22 protein-coding genes are annotated in these 19043 nt (G+C 74.7%); 12 read left to right on the top strand and 10 right to left on the bottom strand.

The window, feature by feature from the left end; translation table 11 throughout:
- Positions 1 to 107: 107 nt before the first annotated feature.
- On the top strand, positions 108 to 2843 hold the full coding sequence (secA, locus tag ACUJ8O_RS04655; protein ID WP_148408402.1) for a preprotein translocase subunit SecA: 2736 nt from the start codon (positions 108 to 110) through the stop codon (positions 2841 to 2843).
- An 87-nt stretch (positions 2844 to 2930) separates the two neighbouring features.
- Here the strand turns inward: secA and ACUJ8O_RS04650 are convergent, their stop codons facing one another.
- Together ACUJ8O_RS04650 and ACUJ8O_RS04645 are read right to left on the bottom strand one after the other, a co-directional pair.
- Entirely contained in the window at positions 2931 to 3443 is a 513-nt protein-coding gene (locus tag ACUJ8O_RS04650; RefSeq protein WP_233263195.1) for an Rv3235 family protein, read from the bottom strand.
- Between the two features lie 50 nt (positions 3444 to 3493).
- Positions 3494 to 4246 (bottom strand): LysM peptidoglycan-binding domain-containing protein, encoded by a 753-nt coding sequence (locus ACUJ8O_RS04645; protein ID WP_148408403.1) that lies wholly within the window; start codon positions 4244 to 4246, stop codon positions 3494 to 3496.
- A gap of 156 nt (positions 4247 to 4402) precedes the next feature.
- Between ACUJ8O_RS04645 and ACUJ8O_RS04640 the strand changes: the two genes are divergently transcribed.
- Positions 4403 to 4960, top strand: coding sequence for a hypothetical protein (locus ACUJ8O_RS04640; RefSeq protein WP_036316011.1), 558 nt, complete (start codon positions 4403 to 4405; stop codon positions 4958 to 4960).
- 15 nt (positions 4961 to 4975) lie between these two features.
- On the opposite strand, the gene ACUJ8O_RS04635 is transcribed toward ACUJ8O_RS04640, so the two are convergent.
- A complete protein-coding gene (locus ACUJ8O_RS04635; RefSeq protein ID WP_036383499.1) occupies positions 4976 to 5200 on the bottom strand; it encodes a helix-turn-helix domain-containing protein in 225 nt (74 codons plus the stop codon).
- A gap of 225 nt (positions 5201 to 5425) precedes the next feature.
- Here ACUJ8O_RS04635 and ACUJ8O_RS04630 point away from each other — a divergent pair, with 225 nt between their 5' ends.
- The 3 genes from ACUJ8O_RS04630 to ACUJ8O_RS04620 are packed head-to-tail and all read left to right on the top strand — an operon-like array spanning position 5426 to position 9137.
- Positions 5426 to 6073 (top strand): SAF domain-containing protein, encoded by a 648-nt coding sequence (locus ACUJ8O_RS04630; RefSeq protein WP_070709788.1) that lies wholly within the window; start codon positions 5426 to 5428, stop codon positions 6071 to 6073.
- A 2-nt stretch (positions 6074 to 6075) separates the two neighbouring features.
- Positions 6076 to 7659 (top strand): ATPase, encoded by a 1584-nt coding sequence (locus ACUJ8O_RS04625; RefSeq protein WP_170720959.1) that lies wholly within the window; start codon positions 6076 to 6078, stop codon positions 7657 to 7659.
- The gene (locus ACUJ8O_RS04620; protein WP_036316015.1) at positions 7629 to 9137 is read left to right on the top strand and encodes a sensor histidine kinase; all 1509 of its coding nucleotides are present in this window, start codon (positions 7629 to 7631) and stop codon (positions 9135 to 9137) included. Before ACUJ8O_RS04625 ends, ACUJ8O_RS04620 begins: the two co-directional genes overlap by 31 nt.
- Positions 9138 to 9199: 62 nt before the next feature.
- Here the strand turns inward: ACUJ8O_RS04620 and ACUJ8O_RS04615 are convergent, their stop codons facing one another.
- On the bottom strand, positions 9200 to 9448 hold the full coding sequence (locus ACUJ8O_RS04615; protein WP_002854852.1) for a WhiB family transcriptional regulator: 249 nt from the start codon (positions 9446 to 9448) through the stop codon (positions 9200 to 9202).
- Between the two features lie 365 nt (positions 9449 to 9813).
- On the opposite strand from ACUJ8O_RS04615, the gene ACUJ8O_RS04610 reads away from it, so the two are divergent.
- Positions 9814 to 10290 carry a hypothetical protein gene (locus ACUJ8O_RS04610; protein ID WP_012750967.1) on the top strand — a complete coding sequence of 159 codons (477 nt, stop codon included), beginning with the start codon at positions 9814 to 9816 and terminating at the stop codon, positions 10288 to 10290.
- Positions 10291 to 10355: 65 nt separating this feature from the next.
- Here ACUJ8O_RS04610 and ACUJ8O_RS04605 read toward each other — a convergent pair whose 3' ends face one another.
- Positions 10356 to 10727, bottom strand: coding sequence for a DUF1844 domain-containing protein (locus ACUJ8O_RS04605; protein WP_049158429.1), 372 nt, complete (start codon positions 10725 to 10727; stop codon positions 10356 to 10358).
- Between the two features lie 180 nt (positions 10728 to 10907).
- Here ACUJ8O_RS04605 and infC point away from each other — a divergent pair, with 180 nt between their 5' ends.
- The 4 genes from infC to ACUJ8O_RS04585 all read left to right on the top strand — a co-directional run bounded on the left by infC (position 10908) and on the right by ACUJ8O_RS04585 (position 13872).
- Complete coding sequence (gene infC / locus ACUJ8O_RS04600; protein ID WP_445373189.1) at positions 10908 to 12062, top strand: translation initiation factor IF-3; 1155 nt, start codon at positions 10908 to 10910, stop codon at positions 12060 to 12062.
- A gap of 104 nt (positions 12063 to 12166) precedes the next feature.
- Entirely contained in the window at positions 12167 to 12361 is a 195-nt protein-coding gene (gene rpmI / locus ACUJ8O_RS04595; protein WP_002853699.1) for a 50S ribosomal protein L35, read from the top strand.
- A gap of 89 nt (positions 12362 to 12450) precedes the next feature.
- Complete coding sequence (rplT, locus tag ACUJ8O_RS04590; RefSeq protein ID WP_041105250.1) at positions 12451 to 12837, top strand: 50S ribosomal protein L20; 387 nt, start codon at positions 12451 to 12453, stop codon at positions 12835 to 12837.
- A gap of 138 nt (positions 12838 to 12975) precedes the next feature.
- On the top strand, positions 12976 to 13872 hold the full coding sequence (locus ACUJ8O_RS04585) for a TrmH family RNA methyltransferase (protein WP_041104199.1): 897 nt from the start codon (positions 12976 to 12978) through the stop codon (positions 13870 to 13872).
- Positions 13873 to 13960: 88 nt separating this feature from the next.
- Here ACUJ8O_RS04585 and ACUJ8O_RS04580 read toward each other — a convergent pair whose 3' ends face one another.
- A complete protein-coding gene (locus tag ACUJ8O_RS04580; protein WP_036315639.1) occupies positions 13961 to 14233 on the bottom strand; it encodes a GlsB/YeaQ/YmgE family stress response membrane protein in 273 nt (90 codons plus the stop codon).
- A gap of 141 nt (positions 14234 to 14374) precedes the next feature.
- The gene (locus tag ACUJ8O_RS04575) at positions 14375 to 15697 is read right to left on the bottom strand and encodes an MFS transporter (RefSeq protein WP_044659789.1); all 1323 of its coding nucleotides are present in this window, start codon (positions 15695 to 15697) and stop codon (positions 14375 to 14377) included.
- 56 nt (positions 15698 to 15753) lie between these two features.
- Between ACUJ8O_RS04575 and ACUJ8O_RS04570 the strand changes: the two genes are divergently transcribed.
- Entirely contained in the window at positions 15754 to 16266 is a 513-nt protein-coding gene (locus tag ACUJ8O_RS04570) for a (deoxy)nucleoside triphosphate pyrophosphohydrolase (RefSeq protein ID WP_041104197.1), read from the top strand.
- Between the two features lie 34 nt (positions 16267 to 16300).
- On the opposite strand, the gene ACUJ8O_RS04565 is transcribed toward ACUJ8O_RS04570, so the two are convergent.
- Positions 16301 to 17374, bottom strand: a complete 1074-nt coding sequence (locus ACUJ8O_RS04565; RefSeq protein WP_041104195.1) for an Rv2578c family radical SAM protein — start codon at positions 17372 to 17374, stop codon at positions 16301 to 16303.
- A 92-nt stretch (positions 17375 to 17466) separates the two neighbouring features.
- Here ACUJ8O_RS04565 and ACUJ8O_RS04560 point away from each other — a divergent pair, with 92 nt between their 5' ends.
- A complete protein-coding gene (locus tag ACUJ8O_RS04560; protein ID WP_044659793.1) occupies positions 17467 to 18129 on the top strand; it encodes a pyroglutamyl-peptidase I family protein in 663 nt (220 codons plus the stop codon).
- Between the two features lie 45 nt (positions 18130 to 18174).
- On the opposite strand, the gene ACUJ8O_RS04555 is transcribed toward ACUJ8O_RS04560, so the two are convergent.
- Positions 18175 to 18624, bottom strand: a complete 450-nt coding sequence (locus tag ACUJ8O_RS04555; RefSeq protein WP_036383186.1) for a hypothetical protein — start codon at positions 18622 to 18624, stop codon at positions 18175 to 18177.
- Entirely contained in the window at positions 18621 to 19028 is a 408-nt protein-coding gene (locus tag ACUJ8O_RS04550) for a CHY zinc finger protein (protein ID WP_044659790.1), read from the bottom strand. Before ACUJ8O_RS04550 ends, ACUJ8O_RS04555 begins: the two co-directional genes overlap by 4 nt.
- Between the last annotated feature and the right edge of the window lie 15 nt (positions 19029 to 19043).

The raw sequence follows: 19043 nt of genomic DNA, 5'->3' as shown, positions 1-19043 counted from the left end.
CGGCCCGTCCGGACTCGGCCCGTACACTGTCCCGGAGACCGCGCCACGGCCGCGCGCGAGGGGCACCCCGTCCCGCCCCGGCCACACCGCAAGGGAGCAGAGAACCAGTGCCTTCGATCATCGACCGCGTCCTGAAGATCTCGGACAACCGCGTCCTCAAGCGCATGCAGGCCACGGTGGACGCCGTGAACCTCCTCGAGGACGACTTCCGGGCGCTCAGCGACGCGGAGCTGCGTGCCGAGACGGACACGCTCCGGGCCCGGCATGCGGACGGCGAGTCGTTGGACCTGCTCCTGCCGGAGGCGTTCGCCGCGGTCCGGGAGGCCGCGGGACGCACGCTCGGCCAGCGGCACTACGACGTCCAGCTGCTCGGCGGCATCGCGCTGCACCAGGGCAACATCGCGGAGATGAAGACCGGCGAGGGCAAGACCCTCGTGGCCACCGCTCCGGCCTACCTCAACGCGCTGTCCGGCAGGGGCGTGCACGTGGTGACGGTCAACGACTTCCTCGCCTCCTACCAGGCCGACCTCATGGGCCGCGTGTTCCGCTTCCTCGGCATGCAGACGGGCGTCATCGTGGCGGGCCAGACCCCGGCCGTACGGCGCGAGCAGTACGCCGCGGACATCACCTACGGCACGAACAACGAGTTCGGCTTCGACTTCCTCCGCGACAACATGGCCTGGTCCCTCGACGAGCTCGTGCAGCGTGAGCACCACTACGCGATCGTCGACGAGGTGGACTCGATCCTCATCGACGAGGCCCGCACCCCGCTGATCATCTCCGGCCCCGCCCAGGGCGAGGCCAACCGGTGGTACGGCGAGTTCGCCCGGCTGGTGCGCCGCCTCGAGGCGAACACGGACTACGAGGTGGACCACAAGAAGCGCACCGTCGGCATCCTCGGCCCCGGCATCGAGAAGGTCGAGGACCACCTCGGCATCACGAACCTGTACGAGACGCAGAACACCACGCTCATCCAGTTCCTGAACAACGCGGTCAAGGCCAAGGAGCTGTTCAAGCGGGACAAGGACTACGTGGTCCTCGACGGCGAGGTGCAGATCGTCGACGAGCACACGGGCCGCGTGCTCAAGGGACGCCGCTACAACGAGGGGCTCCATCAGGCCATCGAGGCCAAGGAGGGCGTGGAGGTCAAGCCCGAGAACCAGACGCTGGCCACGGTGACCCTGCAGAACTACTTCCGCGGCTACGAGAAGCTCGCCGGCATGACGGGCACCGCCGAGACGGAGGCCGCCGAGTTCACGTCGACCTACGGCCTCGGCGTCGTCGTGATCCCGCCGAACCGGGAGCCACAGCGTGTGGACCGCAACGACGTGGTGTACAAGAACGAGAAGGTCAAGTTCGACGCCGTCGTCGACGACATCGCCGAGCGGCACGCGAAGGGCCAGCCGGTCCTGGTGGGCACCACCTCCGTGGAGAAGTCCGAGTACCTCTCCACGCTGCTGGCCAAGCGCGGCATCCGCCACGAGGTCCTGAACGCGAAGAACCACGCCCGCGAGGCCGCCATCGTGGCGCAGGCGGGCCGCCCGGGCGCCGTCACCGTGGCCACCAACATGGCCGGCCGCGGCACCGACATCATGCTCGGCGGCAACGCCGAGTTCACGGCGGTGGCCCGCATGCAGGAACTGGGCCTCGACGCCGCCGAGGACCCGGAGGCGTACGAGGCCCGCTGGCCCGAGGTGCTGGCGGAGGCCGAGGCCGCCGTGGAGGACGCGCACCGCGCGGTCATCGAGGCCGGCGGCCTGTACGTGGTGGGCACCGAGCGCCACGACTCGCGCCGCATCGACAACCAGCTGCGCGGTCGTTCCGGCCGTCAGGGCGACCCGGGCGAGTCCCGGTTCTACCTCTCCCTCACGGACGAGCTCATGCGCAACTTCAACCCGGGCGTGGCCCAGCGGATCATGAACAGCCCGTCGATCCCGGACGACATGGCGCTCGAGTTCGGCTTCGTCTCGAAGGCGATCCAGAATGCGCAGGCGCAGGTCGAGGGGCGCAACGCTGAGCAGCGCAAGAACGTGCTCAAGTACGACGACGTGTTGAACCGCCAGCGCGAGGCCATCTACACGGACCGCCGTTCGATCCTCGAGGGGGAGGACCTGCAGGACCGGGTGCGCCGCTTCGTGGAGGACGCCGTCGGGAACATCGTGGACGCGGCCACCGAGGAGGGCCAGGCCACCGACTGGGACCTCGACCAGCTGTGGCGGGACCTGGCAGAGATCTACCCCGTGGGAGTCTCGCAGGAGGACGTCCTCGACGAGGTCGGCGGCCGGGGCCGGCTCAAGGCCGAGGTCCTGAAGCGCGAACTCGTCTCCGATGCGCTCCTGGCGTACGAGGACCGGGAGGCGCAGGTGGGATCCGAGGCGCTGAGGGAGGCGGAGCGTCGCGTGGTGCTCGCCACCATCGGGCGCCACTGGCAGGAGCATCTCTACGAGATGGACTACCTCAAGGAGGGCATCGGGCTGCGCGCGATGGCCCAGCGCGAGCCCCTCGTGGAGTACCAGCGCGAGGGCTACACGATGTTCCAGAACATGCTCGCCGGCATCCGCGAGGACGCCGTGCGCACGCTGTTCCAGGCGCAGATCAGTGCGGCCCCCGCGCCGACGTCGCTGCCCGGCGTCAAGGATGCCCGCGCCGTGACGATGGCCCCGCAGATCTCGGTGGAGGGCGTCGACGCCCCGCAGCGCCCGGCGCAGCTGCGTTTCACCGGTCCGTCCGAGGACGGGCAGAGCGCGGTCACCCGCAGCGGCACGGACTCCGGCGCCACGGTCGCCGCGGGCACGAACCGCCGCTCCCGCCGTCAGGCGGAGCGCCGCGGCCGCCGCGGCTGAGCGGCACCCCGCCACGACGCAGGACGAGGGCCCGCAGACCTCCAGGTCTCCGGGCCCTCGATCGTCGGTCCGACGGGGCGATCCGGCTCAGCCGATCTCGACCGACGTCACCTTCCAGCGGCTGAGCCGCCGCTCGAGTCGGAGTGCGAAGGCCCGGGCCCGGCCCTCCCACAGCACCGTCGCGCTGGCCTCCACCCGGCCGGGCGCGACCTCGCACACGCGGGCACCCACCGGGCGGGGTGCGGACGCGGGCGCCCGGGGCGGGACGGCCGGGGCGGGTCGTCGACCGGGCCCGGTCGGCGCGACGGCGCCCAGCAGCTCCATGCGACGGGTCAACTTGTCCAGCACCTCGGGCGAGAGCCAGGCGGAGAGGTCCCGCAGGGCACGGCGGCCCGTCTCGACCTCGACGCAGGCGACGGCGATCACGGCGGCGAGCGAGCGGACGCGGCGCAGCTCCTCGCGCCCCTGCTCGGTGCGGGCCCGCCGGGCGATCTCCTCACCGCGGGGCAGGACCGCGGGGCTGTGGGCGGGTCCGTGGAGGAGGGTGTCGGCGGTGCGCCGGGCGGACGCGGTGCGGGGGCGGGTGGCAAGGGCGGTCATGGCGGTCTCCTGAGGACGAGGCGAAGTGGGGGAGTGCAGGGTCGTGGATGTCATGGCCGTGGTCCGTCCACGCCGGCGTGCGGGGCGAACACAGGGGAGGTCAGCACGGTGCCGGGCAGCAGCAGGTGTGGATCGTCGCCGATCACCCGCCGGTTGGCCTCGTACCAGCGGCGCCACCGGGCGTCGATCTCTCGGGGGGTCGCGTCCGGGCCGAGCTCGGCGGCGGCGAGGTGCCACAGGCAGTCGCCGCGCCGGACGGTGACGGTGGGGTGGTCCGGATCCGCACGGCCGGTGCCGGCGCCCGGCGGGGCCGGCGCCGGGGGCCGGGGCGTCCACGCGGCGTCCGGCGCCGGGGCCTCGACGCCGGTGGCGTGCGTGGGGGACGCGGCCACGGTCCAGGAGGCGTCCGGCACGGGATGAGCCGCGTCCGCCCACGCGGCCGGCGCCGCGAGCAGCTGGGCACCGACGACGGCGCCGGCCACGCGTCCGAGCAGGGCGGGAGTGAGGCTCCGGCCCAGGCGGGCCCAGGCCGGCCGACCCGCACGGCGCCCCAGCGCGAGAAGCGCCAGCCCGGTCAGGCCCACCGCCCACCACGCGAGCAGTCCGAGCCCCGCGAGACCGGCACCGAGGCCCAGCACGCGGGTCAGTTCCGCCGCCGGCGCGCTGGGGCCCGTCTGCAGCAGCGCCGCGGCACAGGCGAGCAGGCCGGGTCCGGCCAGAAGCAGGACGGTGATGCCGACGGCGTCCGCCGCGTCGACCGGCCGGGTCGGGGCCGGGCCGGCCGGTGATGTCGAGCGCTCCATGGATTCCCCTCCTGTGCGTCCATCCGGCCGGGATCCCGCGATCAGGCCGGTGATGATGATCACAGTGAACTGCACGGCCCGATGGGTGTCAAGAGTGATGTTTGATGACGTTTGAAGATGTCCAGCACGGGCTGCTGAGCCTCCTATGCTGAGCGCATGCGGTGGAACGGACTCTTCGACGACCTGGAGGCGCACTGGGTCGACCTCGGATGGCAGGAGACGGTGGCCGAGGCCGCGGAGCTGACCCGAGCGGAGTGGATGGCGCTGTCCCTGGCGGACCGCCTGCGCGGAGCCCGCGGGCGGCAGGTCCGGCTCCACCTGGCCTGGGGCGAGGCCGTGGACGGCGTGGTGCACACGGTGGGCCAGGGTTGGGTCGGCGTGCACGTCGACGGCTCGGGATCGGCGATCGTCGCGTTGGACTGCGTGGCGGCCGTGGAGGCCGACCTGACCCGCGCCGCTCTCACGCCCGAGCTCGCCGCGGCCGGCTGGGGGACGGTGCTGCGCGGCATCGCGCGGACGCGCCAGCCGGTGGCAGTGACGGGGCGCCTCGGCGCGGCACTGGCGGAGGGCACCGTGGACCGGGTCGGCGGCGACCACCTCGACATCGCCCGCCACCCGCGGGACGAGGCCCGGCGGGCCGCGGCCGTCCGCGGGCGGCTCGTCATCCCGTTCGGGGCGCTGGGGACGGTCCGGACCGCGCTGCGCCCCGCCTGAGCAGACCGTGTGGGCTCAGCGGGCCTGCGCGTCCGTCTCGGTCCACTCCCGGACGCGGGCGCGCGTCACTTCCTTCTGACGCTCCACGTAGTCCTCGAGCCAGGACACCTCGATGCGCCACTGACCGCGGCCCCCGACCTGGATGGCCTGCAGCTCACCCGAGCGGACCAGGGCACGGGCGGCCTGACCGGAGATGTTCAGGGTCTCCGCCACGTCGGTCAGGGTGAGAAAGCGCTGCACGGTGCTCCTTCGGTCGAGGCGTCCAGGACGGTCGCGGGCGGCCCACGACGTCGACCCATTCAACCCCGGGAACACCCGGAGGCGACACTTTTCCACAGCGTACGCGGCGGATCCGGCGATCCACGGCCCCTGTGGTTACTCTGGGCGCAGCGCGGAGGGGCCGACACCGACGGGGTGCCGGGGCCGCGGCGGCCCGAGAGGCCGGTCCGAAGGGGGGAACATCCGGTGTCCACGACCATGTCCGCGTCCGCCGAGGGCGGCCGTCTGCGCCGGCCCCGCTGGCGGGATCCCCGGCTCCTCGTCGGTCTCATTCTCGTCCTCGCCTCGATCGCCGGCGTCGTGGCGCTGGTCGCCTCCTCCCAGCGGACCGCCGCGTACTGGACGGCTGCGGAGGACCTGCCCCCGGGCACACCCATCGCGGCCGGGGACCTGCGGCCCGTGGAGGTGAACCTCAGCGAGGCCGGCGAGCGGTACCTCAGCGCCGATGCTCCGGCGCCCGAGGGGCGGATGGTCTCCGGGACGGTCCGGGCCGGCGAGCTGCTGCCGGCGGCGGCACTGGTGGACGCGGACCCGGACGGCCGTCGTCCCGTCGGGGTGGCCCTGGACGAGCCGCTGCCGTCCGGCGTGGGCGTGGGAGACCGCGTGGACGTCTGGGTGGCCATGCCCGCGGAGGGAGGCCGCGGCCATGCGGACCCGGCCCGGCTGGCCGAGGCGCTCGAGATCTCCGAGGTCACGGCGGAGCAGAACGGCTTCGGCGGCTCGGGCACCACCCGGGTACAGCTGCTGGCACCGGAGGAGACCCTGCCGCGCATCGTGGACGCGAAGGTCAAGGACGCGCGGGTCACCCTCGTGCCGGCCCACGGGGTGCGCTGACCGTGCGCATCGCCCTGGCCACCACCGTCCAGCCGGGCCTGGACCACATCGGCCCGCTCGAGCGGCACCAGACGGACATCACGGTCCTCCGCCGGGCCGAGGACCTCGCCGAGCTGCTCGCGATCGCCCGCTCCGGTCTCGTGGACGCGGTCCTCGTAGCCGGGGACACCGAGTCCCTCACCGCCGCCTTCCTGGAGGAGACGGCCCGGCTGCCCCGACCCGTGGGCGTGGCGGCGCTCAGCGAGGTTCGCACCGAGCGCCGTCGCCTCCGCAGCATGGGGGTGCCCTGCGTGCGCGCCGACGCCGACCCCGAGCAGATCGCGGCCGTCGTCGTGGAGTCCGCGAGCGCCGCCGCGGAGGGCCGCCGGCCGGAGACCTCGCACGGGGAGGACGCCGACCACGCCCGGGATCACGCCGAGGACCTCGACGACCTGCCGATCACCCTGGAGACGCTCGGCGCGGACGAGGTGCCCGGCCTCACGGACCCCTGGCGCGACGCCGACGAGCCCGACGACGCCGGGCCGGGCGCCGCCCCCGCCGCGGCCACCCCCGACGACGGCCCCGCCACCGCGGGCGAGGGAGCCGACCCCGCACCCTCTCCGGAGGAGGGCGAACCGACCGCACCCGCGCGGGAGTCCCTGGTGACCGTGGTGTGGGGTCCCACCGGCGCCCCGGGACGCACCACCGTCGCCGTGAACCTCGCCGCCGAGCACGCCATGGCCGGCCGGAACACGCTGCTGGTCGACCTGGACACGTACGGCCCCGCCGTCGGTGTGCACCTGGGGCTGACGGAGGAGTCGGCCGGCGTGGCGCGGGCCGTGCGGCGGGCCGACCACGGCCGACTGGGCGCCGCCGACCTGGCGGCCGCGGGCGTCCGCGTCCGCGTCGCCGGCGCGGACCTGACGGTTCTGACGGGGCTCACCCGCGTGGACCGGTGGCCCGAGCTGCGCCCCGCCGCCGTCTCCGCGCTGATCGCGGCCGCCAGGGAACACTGGGACCGCGTGGTCGTCGACGTCGGGTTCGGTCTCGAGCAGGACGAGGAGTTGTCCTTCGACGTGCCCGCCCCACAGCGCAACGGTGCGACCCTGGCGGCGCTCGCCGCGGCCGACGAGGTCATCGCGGTCGGCGGGCCGGACGCCGTCGCGCTGCCCCGCCTGGTCCGCGGGGTCGAGGAGCTGGCGGAGGCGGCCCCGGCGGCACGGCTGCGCGTCGTGGTCAACCGGCTCCGGCCCGCCGCCGCCGGCGTCGCCCCGCGCGGGCAGGTCGAGGCCGTCTGGAACCGCTACGCCTCGCCGGCCACGCCCCTGGAGGCGTTCCTGCCGTGGGACCCGGCCGCCGCGGACCCCGCGCTGCTCGCCGGCCAGGTGCTCGCCGAGGCCGCTCCGAACAGCCCGCTGCGTCGCGCCCTCGCCACGCTGGCCGGTGTCCCTGCCCGCCCCGCCCGCCGCGGACGGCACCGCGCACGGCCCTCGCAGACCATCGCCGCCGTGTCGTCCGACGCCGCCCGCGACGCCACGGACCCGGGCCGCCCGGCACGTCGCCGTACCCTGATCCCATGGTCAGTTCGCTCGCGCAGGACCCCCTGACGTCGCACCCGGACATCGGAGACGAGGACCGCGCCTGGCTGCAGCGGCTCGTGGGGGACTGGCAGCTCGTGGCAGACCTGGCGCTCGCGGACCTCGTGCTCTGGTGCCCCGTGCCCCGCCGCGACGAGGCCGGAGGGTTCGTCGCGCTCGCCCAGGTCCGGCCCTTCACCGCTCCCACCCTCTTCCACCGCGACATCGTGGGCTCGCGCGCCCGCGCGGACCTGCGGGCCGTCGTCGGGCAGACGTGGCATGGCGGGGAGCGGGCCGAGGGGGCCGGCCCCGTCGAGGCCCCGGGAGGCACGCTGCAGGTGCGTCTGTGGCCGGTGGTCCGCGCCGGGAGGGTCATCGCGGTCGTCTCCGCGCACGCGGACCCGAACGGCCGGCCGGCGCGCTCGGTGATCGAGGAGAACTACAGCCGGACGGCCAGCACCCTGCTGGACATGATGCAGCACGGCCGCTGGCCGGCGCCCGAGGAGCCCTCCGGCCTCTGGGCGGGCGGCACGCCGCGGGTGGGGGACGGCCTCGTCGTGCTCGGGCCGGACTCGGTCGCCGAGTTCACCAGTCCCAACGCGGTCTCCGCCCTGCGCCGGCTGGGCATCGCCTCGACCCTCGAGGGGCACCGGCTCACCGACGTGCTGGCCAGCACCGAGGCCGCCCGCGTTCCCACCGACGAGGGGACGTGGGCGGTGCTCACCGGCCTGCGTGCCGGACGGCGGGAGGTGCAGTCCGGCGGGGCGTCCCTCACGGTGCGCTCCGTCCCCCTGCTCGGTCCGGACGGCTGGCAGGGGGCGCTGCTGCTGCTGCGCGACGTGACCGAGCTGCGCCGCCAGGAGCAGCGTCTGCTCACCAAGGACGCGACCATCCGCGAGATCCACCACCGCGTCAAGAACAACCTGCAGACCGTGGGATCGCTGCTGCGCATGCAGGCGCGGCGCACGTCCTCGCCCGAGGCGGAGCGTGCGCTGCGTCAGGCGATGCAGCGGGTGGACACGATCGCCCTCGTCCACCAGACGCTGAGCGAGGAGATCGAGGACCAGGTCCCCGTGGACGGTCTGCTGCAGCGGCAGTTCCGCCTGGCCGTCGAGGTGGCCGGGGACGGGCGGCCGCTGCAGGTCGCGGTCACGGGCGAGTTCGGTGAACTGCCCTCCCACGTGACCACGCCGCTGGCGCTGGTGCTCAATGAGCTGGCGGCCAACGCCGTCGAGCACGGCACGGCGCCGGGCGGTGGCTGCGTGGGCCTGCACGCCGACCGCGAGTCGACCCCCGCGGGAACGGTGCTGGTCGTGTCCGTGACGGACGGCGGCCCCGCCGCCCCCGACGGATGGGTGCCGGGGGAGTCTCCCCGCGCGGGCGAGGGATCGGGGCTCGGCCTGCGCATCGTGCACTCGCTCGTGGAGGGGGACCTGCGCGGCACCCTGCGCTGGGAGCGGTCCGACGACGGCGGCACGCGCGTCGTGCTGCGACTGCCCCTGACGTGAGCCCGGCCGGGCATGACGACGGCCCCGTCGACGAGGTCGACGGGGCCGGTGGTCCGGGTGGGTCAGGAGGCGCGGCGGGCACGCGCGGCGCGGCGCTTCATGGCGCGCCGCTCGTCCTCGCTCATGCCGCCCCAGACGCCCGAGTCCTGGCCGGACTCCATGGCCCACTTCAGGCACGTGTCCACGACCTCACACGAGCGGCACACCGCCTTCGCCTCCTCGATCTGCAGGAGGGCGGGGCCGGTGTTGCCCACCGGGAAGAACAGCTCCGGGTCCTTGTCCAGGCACGCTGCTTTACTGCGCCAATCCATCGGTCCGCTCACTTTCTGTCGGAAGAACCGGAGCCCGCGGGCGCCGGTGGTCACGGCCTCCGCCGGCGGCGGGCGCGGGGGCCGGCGCGGACGACGCGCGGCACGACCGATACGGAGGGCGACCCTGGTCATTGCAACGGGGACCGCCTTCGTACGAACGCGGCCCCCGGAAATCTCTCGCGTGCCATCCTCGCACGGCCCTCACGAGTGAACAAGAGGTGAATGAGGTGCATCACCGCGCTGCACTGCGAGTCCTTCGTCACACCATGCCCTGACCGAGGCGCCGCCGCGGACGTGGTCCGCGCGCCGCCCGGCGTACCGTGGGGGACACGTCCGTCCCCGCAGCCGTCCGCAGGAGAGGCCCCATGGCACAGTCCCGCCGCCCCGACCCCGTCGCCCCGTCCGAGTCGTCGGGCGCCGACGCGACGACGGTCCCGCCCCGCCCCGGACGGGGCCTGCCGGTGGCCGTCCTCGTGGTTGCCGCGGCGCTCGTGCTCGAGGGGGGTGCGCTCCTCTGGTTCGCCGTGGACGCGGTGGTGCATGCGGCGGACGGGGTGCTCCCGGCCGGCGCCCGCGTGATGCTGATCGTCATCTACGCGCTGCTCGCCCTGTGGATCCTCGCGACCGCCGTCGCCCTGCTGCGCGGTCGGGCGTGGAGCCGCGGCGCCGCCGTCGCGATCCAGCTCTTCAGTGTGCTCCTGTCCTCGTGGCTCTTCAGCGTGGACGCCGCTGCTCTGGGTGGGCCGCTGCTCGCGGTCTCCGGCGTCGCGCTGCTCACCCTCTTCACGACGCCGGTCACCCGGCATCTCGCCCCCGCCCCGGAGGCCTCGACGGACGCCTGAGCCCGGCTCCGACGACGACGGCGCGTCCCCGGTCGGGGGCGCGCCGTCGTCGTCGGGGGCGTGGTTCAGTTCACCGGGCCGGTGAACTTCTCGCCGGGGCCCTTGCCCGGGGCGTCCGGGAACGGGGAGGCCTCACGGAACGCCAGCTGCAGCGAGCGCAGGCCGTCGCGCAGCGGGCCGGCGTGCTGGCTGCCGATCTCGGGCGCCGCGGCCGTGACCAGCCCGGCGAGGGCGGTGATGAGCTTGCGGGCCTCGTCGAGATCCATGAGCTCGCGGGCGTCGGGGGAGTCGGCCAGGCCGCACTTGACGGCGGCGGCGGTCATCACATGCACGGCGGTGGTCGTGATGACCTCGACGGCGGGGACCTCGTGGATGTCGCGGATCTCGGCGGGGGCGTCCATGGGGGTGGCGTCCTGGGCCTGACGTTCATCTGTCATGGTGGTAAGCTTCCCACAGACCACTCGTGGTCCACGCACGTCCTCGTCATCCGGTGACCCCGGGGCGGGCGTGCACGGGCCACGAGCAGCAAAGCGGAGGCCTTTCTCCCACCCGCGTCAGCAGGATGTCCGGTTCGCCCCGGACCGAGTTGCCGGGTCGCCGGTCGGGACCGCCGCGTCGTGGCGCGCAGCCCGCACCGAGGGTCCCGTCTGCGGGACCGTGTCGAGGCCTCCGTCTGCGTCCGCGCAGGGGAGGCCTTCCTCGTTTCCGAGGGCCCCTCCGGTGGGCGCGGGATCACCCGTCGTCTCACACAGAGGAGCAGCACCATCAGCGATCCCCGCATCAACGAGCGTATCCGCGTTCCGGAAGTCCGCCTGGTCGGCCCGAACGGCGAACAGGTCGGCATCGTCCGCGTCGAGGACGCCCTCCGGCTTGCCGCCGAGGCGGACCTGGATCTCGTGGAGGTGGCCCCCACGGCCAAGCCTCCGGTGTGCAAGCTGATGGATTTCGGCAAGTACAAGTACGAGGCCGCGGTGAAGGCCCGTGAGTCGCGCAAGAACCAGGTGAACACGGTCCTCAAGGAGGTCCGCTTCCGCCTGAAGATCGACAAGCACGACTATGAGACCAAGACCGGCCACGCCAAGAAGTTCCTGAGCCAGGGCGACAAGGTCAAGGCCATCATCCAGTTCCGCGGCCGTGAGCAGCAGCGTCCCGAACTCGGCATCAAGCTGCTGCAGCAGTTCGCCGAGGACGTCGCCGAGCTGGGCACCGTCGAGTCGCAGCCGCGCCAGGACGGCCGCAACATGGTGATGGTGGTCGCCCCGCTGCGCACCAAGGCCGATGCGCGGGCGGACCAGCGCAAGAACTCGGCCGAGAGCCACCGCGAGCGTCAGGGCGGCGGTTCGCGTCGCGACCAGGCCGCCCGCGAGGCCAAGGAGCGCGCCGCGCAGAAGGCGGCGTCCGACTCCGCCCCGGTGCGGAATTCGGTCGGGGATGCGTTCCCCGAGCAGCTGAAGGCCATGGCCGCCCGGACGCAGGAGAACGCCTCCGCGGCCCCGGCCGAGACGACGCAGGCGCCGAAGACCCCGGCCCCGGCGGCTCCCCGCCCGGCCACGAAGCCGGCCTCCAGCGCCACGCCCGCATCGTCCCCGAAGCCGGCCGCGACGCCGAAGCCGCAGTCCTCGGCTGCGCCGGCTGCCACGCCGAAGCCGCGGTCCGCCGCCAAGCCGGCCGCGCCGTCGTCGGCTCCGAAGCCGGCGGCCAAGCCGATGCCGGCCCCGCCCAAGCCCGCCGCCCCCCGCGGCGGTGCCCCCAAGCCCGGTCCTCGGGCCTGACCCCCCGGGGTCGCCACAGACCAGCCCGGTCCGCACGGACCGGGGTGACCAGCACTGCCGCGCGCGCCGCGCACGGCAGCGATGAGTGAAGGAGAACGGCAGCCATGCCGAAGATGAAGACCCACAGCGGTGCCAAGAAGCGCTTCCGCGTGACCGGCTCCGGCAAGATCATGCGCCAGCAGGCGAACCGCCGCCACTACCTGGAGCACAAGTCCTCGCGCCTGACCCGCCGTCTCAAGGGCGACCAGCTCGTCTCCAAGGGCAGCATCAAGCAGATCAAGCGGATGCTCGGCATCTGACACCCCCTCCGGCCTCGCCGGAACCCCTTCCTCCTCGGCCGTGACGCGCCAGTGCGCGCCCCGGGGACCACACAGATTGGAGTACGCACGTGGCACGTGTGAAGCGGGCAGTGAACGCCCACAAGAAGCGTCGGACCATGCTGGAGCGCGCCTCCGGCTACCGCGGCCAGCGGTCTCGCCTGTACCGCAAGGCGAAGGAGCAGATGCTCCACTCGTTCACCTACAACTACCAGCACCGCCACAAGCGCAAGGGTGACTTCCGTCGCCTGTGGATCACCCGCATCAACGCGGCCGCCCGCGCCAACGGCATGACCTACAACCGCTTCATGCAGGGCCTCAAGCTGGCCGGCGTCGAGGTGGACCGCCGCATGCTGGCCGAGATCGCCGTCTCCGACGCCGCGACCTTCGCCGTGCTGGTGAAGACCGCCCGCGAGGCGCTGCCCGCGGATGTGAACGCCCCCGCCGTCTCCCGCTGAGCCGGCTCCGGGGCCCTGAGAGCCCCACCACCACGCCCCAGGCGTGAGCACCACCGCCGACGGGGCGGGTCCTCCACCGAGGCCCGCCCCGTCGGCGTCTGCGCACCCGCGCCCCGCCGAACCCGACCAGGAGAGCCCATGACCCCGCCCGCCGAGCCGCTGACCCACCCCCGCGCCGAGCGCGTCCGCGCCGTCGCCGCCCTGGCCGGCCGGCCCGCGCGACGCCGGACCGGCACGTTCCTGGTGGAGGGCCCGCAGGCGTGCCGCGAGGCGCTGCGCGCGCACCTGGGGGAGGGGCCGGCGGGCGCGGCGCGGCAGTGGCCGGCCGGTCGCGTCCTCACTCAGGTCTACGTCTCCGCCGGGCTCGCCGACCGGGACTCGGAGCTGGCGGCCCTCGTGGAGCGGGTGGCCGCCGACGGGCCCGACGGCGGCGAGCGGGTGTTCGTGCGGGAGGCCTCGGACGAGGTCCTGACGGCCATGGCGGACGCGGTGACGGGCCAGGGCGTCGTGGCCGTGGCCCGCGTCCCGGATCAGCCCGCCCTGGAGGACGCGTTCGACGGTGCGGCGCTGGCGGCCGTGCTGTGCCGCGTGCAGGACCCGGGCAACGCGGGGACGGTGCTGCGCGCGGCGGACGCCGCGGGCGCGGACGCGGTGGTGCTCACCGCCGGATCGGTGGACCCGTTCAATCCGAAGGTGGTTCGCTCCACCGCCGGGTCCCTGTTCCACCTGCCCGTGCTCGCGGGGGTGCAGGCGGAGGACGTGGCGGTGGCTGCCCGGGCGGCGGGTCTACAGGTGTGGGCCGCCGACGGCCACGGGTCCGATCGACTGGACGCCCTGTCCCCGGCGTCGCTGGGGGCGCGCACCGCCTGGCTGTTCGGCAATGAGGCCCAGGGCCTGGACGAGGCGGAGCTGGCCCTGGCGGAGCGCCGGGTGGCCGTGCCCCTCTACGGCGCCGCGGAGTCCCTGAACGTGGGCACGGCGGCCACGGTGTGCCTCTACGCCTCGGCGATGGCCTCGCCGACCACGCGGGACTGAACGCACACGCCAGAAGGGGCGGGGATCCGTGAGGATCCCCGCCCCTTCTGGGGTCGACCCGGCGGGTGCCGGGTCAGCCGATGTCAGCTCAGACGCGGGTGCCGCGGCGGCTGGTGATGGCCTGCCAGATGAAGGCCACGATGACGCCGCCGATCACAGACCAGATGAGCGTCTGCCAGCTGAACGCGTCGCCGAGCCCTTCCCCGCCGAGCAGGGTGGAGATCCAGCCACCGAGAACGGCACCCAGGAGGCCCGTGATGAGGGCACCCAGCCAGCCGGAGCCCTGTCGCCCCGGAAGAATCAGGCGAGCGATGGCACCGGCGATGAGGCCGATAATGATCCAAGCGATGATGGTGAACATGCTGATGTTCCTTTCGAGTTGCGGATGATGACGTACGGAAAGGAGCTTAGCCAAGCCGATTCCACCTGTGCCACCTCTGACGGCCCGCTACCCCTCGATCGCGAGGTCAGCCGCCCGTGGACCGAGCGCGCCGCACGCGATTCACACGGTGGCGGCGGAGGGGCCGTCGTGCGGGACGGCGCCGACGGCGGGGGTGCGTCGGACCAGCAGGAGCGCGAGGACGAGGCCGCCGAGGGCAATGGCGGCACCGATGAGCGGCGGGGTCCTCAGGGAGGCTCCGGCGCCGATCGCGGCCGCGCCGACCCAGGCCCCCATGGCGTTGGCCATGTTCAGTGCGGAGTGGTTCAGGGAGCCCGCCAACTGCGGCGCGGTGGGGGCGGAGTCCACCAGCAGCACCTGCAGGGACGGGGCGATCCCGGAGCCGCTGACGGCCACCAGGAAGAGGAAGACCACCATCACGGGCGCCCACTGCGCGGTCAGGCCGACGCCCAGAAGGAAGACGGCGCTGAGTGCGAAGCTCAGACGCAGCGTGCGCACCGGGTCGCGGTCCGTGAGGGCGCCGCCGACGAGCGTGCCGACGACCATGCCCACCCCGTAGAGGGCCAGGACGGCGGGCACCCACCGCTCATCGAGGCCGGACACCGTGGTCAGCAGGGGGGCGATGTAGGTGTAGAGGGCGAACATGCCGGCGAAGCCGAGGACGCCGACGGCCACCGTGGCCCACAGGCGCCCGGACGCCAGGCCGCGCAGCTCGCGGCGCACGGACGCCCCCTCGGGCGCCGGGACCGGCGGCACGAGCCATGCGGTGGCGGCCACGCACAGGGCCGCGCACGTCGCCACGATGACGAACATCCAGCGCCAGCCCGCGCTCTGGCCCAGGGCGGTGGCGGCCGGGACGCCGAGCACGTTGGCCACCGACAGGCCCGCCATCACCCATGCGACGGCCTGGCCACGGCGGGCGGGCCCGGCCAGGTCCGCGGCGGCCAGGGCGGCCGCCGAGAAGTAGGCCCCGTGGGGCAGGCCGCAGATGAAGCGGGCGGCCATCATGGTGGCCGCGTCCGGGGCGAGGAAGGCGGCCACGTGGCCCGCGAGGAAGAGCAGCATCAGCACGATGCTGGTGAGTCGTCGGTCCACCCGGGCGAAGGCGGCCGCCAGCAGCGGGGCGCCGACGACCACGCCGAGGGCGTACATCGAGATGAGCACGCCGCCGGCCTCCAGCCCGATGCCCAGGTCCGCCACGGCCTGGGGGAGCAGCCCCATGATCGCGAACTCCGTGGTGCCGATCGCGAAGCTGCCCAGGGCCAGCGCGAGGATGGCCGGCAGCAGACGCACGCGGCGGCCGCCCAGCAGCGCGCCGGGGCCCGTCGGCGCGGTCGGTGGGATGGACGGGTCCGGGCGCGTCGGACGCGGGGCGCGGGGGGAACGGTCGTGGGCGCCGTCGGCGGCGGGAGTGGGGGTGGGCACCGACCCAGCCTACGGACTCCGGTCTGCGGGGGCGGGGGCCTCGCTAGCCTGGGCTCATGACCTCCGCCACACCTGCTCGCCCCGTGCTCCCTGCCAGCCCGACGACGTCGCCCCGGGACGGTGCGCGACCGCGGCTGGTCGTGGGGCTCGCGCTGCTCGACGATGCGGCCGCGCCGACCCGCCTGCTGGCGGCCCGCCGCAGCGCGCCCGCCGCGCTGCGGGGACTCTGGGAGTTCCCCGGGGGCAAGGTCGAGCCGGGGGAGGGTGCCCAGGAGGCGCTGCTGCGGGAGTGTCGGGAGGAGCTCGGGGTCGCCGTGCGGCTCGGCCCCGAGGTGGCGGCGCCGGAGCCGGCCGGGTGGGAGCTGGCCAACGGCGCCCGGATGCGGGTGTTCTGGGGCGTCCTGGCGGAGGAGGGGGCGAGGCCCCGAGCCCTGCAGGACCACGATCTGCTGGCGTGGCTGCCGCTCGCCGGGCCGGGCGTGCGGCACCTGGACTGGATCCCGGCGGACCGGCCGATCGTGGCCGAGGTGCTCCGTGGCGCCGCCACGGCGTTCTCCGCGGGGCGCTGAGTCGACACGCGGCCGGCCGCGCCCCGCGGACCGGTCAGAACAGCGCGGGCTGCGCCGCCGGAGCGGAGGGCCGGGGTGCCGGGGTGCGCCGGGCCGTGGGACCGTCCTCGCGCCGGATGCCGTGGGCGCCGCCGCGGGCCAGGCCGTGCCGTGCGGCGGCCTCCCCGGCCACCCGGGTGAGCATGCGACGGTACGACTCGGGCGCGTAGGCGGACCGGGCGTACATCTGCTCGTAGCCGGCCAGCAGATCCGGGTGCTCACGGCGGATCCAGTCCAGGTACCACTCCTTCGCGCCCGGCCGCAGGTGCAGGGCGCCCGGCATGACGCGCGCGGCTCCGGCGTCCGCCAGCGCGCGCATGAGGGCGTCGATCTCGCGGTCCCCGTCCGTGAGCCACGGCAGCAGAGGCATGGCCATGACGGTGACGTCCGCACCCGCGGCGGCGAGCCGCTCGATCAGGCGCAGGCGTGCGGTCGGCGACGGCGTGCCCGGCTCGACCGCGGCGGCGATGGCGGGATCGAGCATCGCCAGGGACAGCGAGACCTGCACGGGCACCTGACGCGAGGCCGCCTGCAGCAGGGGCACATCCCGCGCGAGCAGGGTCCCCTTGGTCAGCACGGAGAACGGGGTGCCGGAATCCGCCAGGGCGCGGATGATCCCGGGCATCAGCGCGTAGCGGCCCTCGGCCCGCTGGTACGGGTCCGTGTTGGTCCCCAACGCCACCGCCTCGCGGCCCCACGTGGGCCGGGCGAGCTCGGCGCGCAGCACCTCGGCGACGTTGACCTTCACGACGATCTGCCGGTCGAAGTCGGCTCCGGCATCGAGCTCGAGGAAGGTGTGGGTGCTGCGGGCGTAGCAGTACCGGCAGGCGTGGGTGCAGCCGCGGTACGGGTTCACGGTCCAGCGGAACGGCATGGCCGAGGCGGACGGCACCGAGTTCAGTGCGGTCTTGGCGACCACCTCATGGAAGGTGACGCCCGCGAACTCCGGGGTGGTGACACTCCGCTGCAGGTCCGAGAGCGGCAGCAGGGCGGCGGAGCCGGCCGGTGTGCCGGCCGTCGCCCGCTGGGCTCCGCCCTCGGACCGCAGGGTCTGCGCTTCCCATCGCATGGCCAGAAGTAGAACACATGTTCGAATCGACCCGCAAGCGTGTTCGAGTCCGGGCGTGGCGCGGGCGCCCAGACGCGCCTACCGTGGTCGCCATGACCTCCCCTGCACCCGCCCCGGTAACCCGCGTCCTGCTCACGGGCTTCGAGCCCTTCGGCGGGGATGTCCACAACCCGTCGACCGCCGCCGCACGGGACGCCGTGGGCATCCTGGCGGACCGGGGTGTGACGGCCGAGGCGGTCGAGCTGCCGTGCGCGTTCGGCGCGGCCGGGTCTGCCCTGACCGCGGCCCTCGACCGGGTCCGGCCGGAGGTGGCGATCGCCGTCGGGCTGGCCGGCGGCACGGCGGCCGTCCGGGTCGAGCGGGTGGCCGTGAACCTGCAGGACGCCCGGATCCCGGACAACGCGGGGGACCAGCCCGTGGACCGGCCCGTGCGCGCCGACGGGCCCGCGGCCCTGTTCGCCACCCTGCCCGCCAAGCGTGCCGTCGCCGCGATCCGGGCGGCCGGCGTCGCCGCGGAGCCGTCCCTGTCCGCGGGCGCGTTCGTGTGCAACCACGTCATGTACGCCCTCCTCGACGCCCCCGGCACCGCCCGGGCCGCCGGCTTCCTCCACGTGCCGTGGGACGCCGAGCACCGCCCGACGCCGGACACCCCGGCGCTGCCCGCGGCCGACCTGGCGCGCGCGGTGGCCGAGGCCGCCCTGACGGCGCTGGCCGGCGGCCCCGACCTCGACGTCCCCGGCGGCACCCTGCACTGACCTCCCCGGGCCCCGGGTCCGCGTCGGCGCGACCGCCCGTGCCCGTCAGCGGCGCGGCCGCAGGCCGCGGACCACGGGCCGCTCGACGTAGCCGCCCAGGGCCAGGCCCGCGCGTCGTTCGAAGACGTTGCGCGACGCCGGGTCCCCGGTCCGCCACGTCGACCACGCCGCCGCGAGCGCGTACGCCGGCAGGAACGGCAGACCCAGCAGGAGGGCGTACTGGTCCGCATGGCCGGCCTCGTGCCGCCACAGCGCGGGCGTCATGCGCAGGCCGGGGCGGGTGAACACGACGTCGCCGACCGTGAACGCGGCCCCGCCCGGGAACCGGTGCGTCCAGCCGCGGGCCTCGATCAGTCCGTGCGGCCCGGGCCGCAGCGCGCAGCCGGCGACGACGGCGCCCACCAGCCCCAGTGGCGTCGCCAGGTTCAGCAGGTTCCACAGCCCGCGCGCCCGCACGCGCGCCGGAGGCGACGACCGGGAGGGGGCGGCGGTCATGGCTGTGCCGCGGGATCGGCCTCACCGGCGGGGGACCCGGACGCGGGGACGTCGAAGTAGAGCGGGGCATGGGCGGCGCAGCCCGGGTTGAACGGCGCCCCGCAGGCCGGGCACGCGGGATCGGCGGCGGCCTCGAGGGCGAGGTAGGCGGTCACGCTCAGCTCGGTGCGGCACACCCCGCACAGCACGTGCGGCCGGTCGAAGTCGCCGGCCGGCACCGGCACGGCCGGGTGGTCGGCGAGCTCCGCGTGGCAGCGGTGGCAGGACCAGTACGCGGGGCAGCAGGCGAAGCGCAGGGCGACGACGTCCCGCGCCGTGGCGTAATGGGCGCAGCGGGTCTGCGCGTCCAGGCCCACGCCCCGCAGCAGCGGGTCGGTGCCGTCGAGGGAGTCCGGGGCGGTCATGCGCCTCAGCCTAGG

The organism is Micrococcus sp. EWR3.9.1, assembly GCF_052615555.1.
This window is presented reverse-complemented; position numbering and strand designations above follow the sequence as displayed.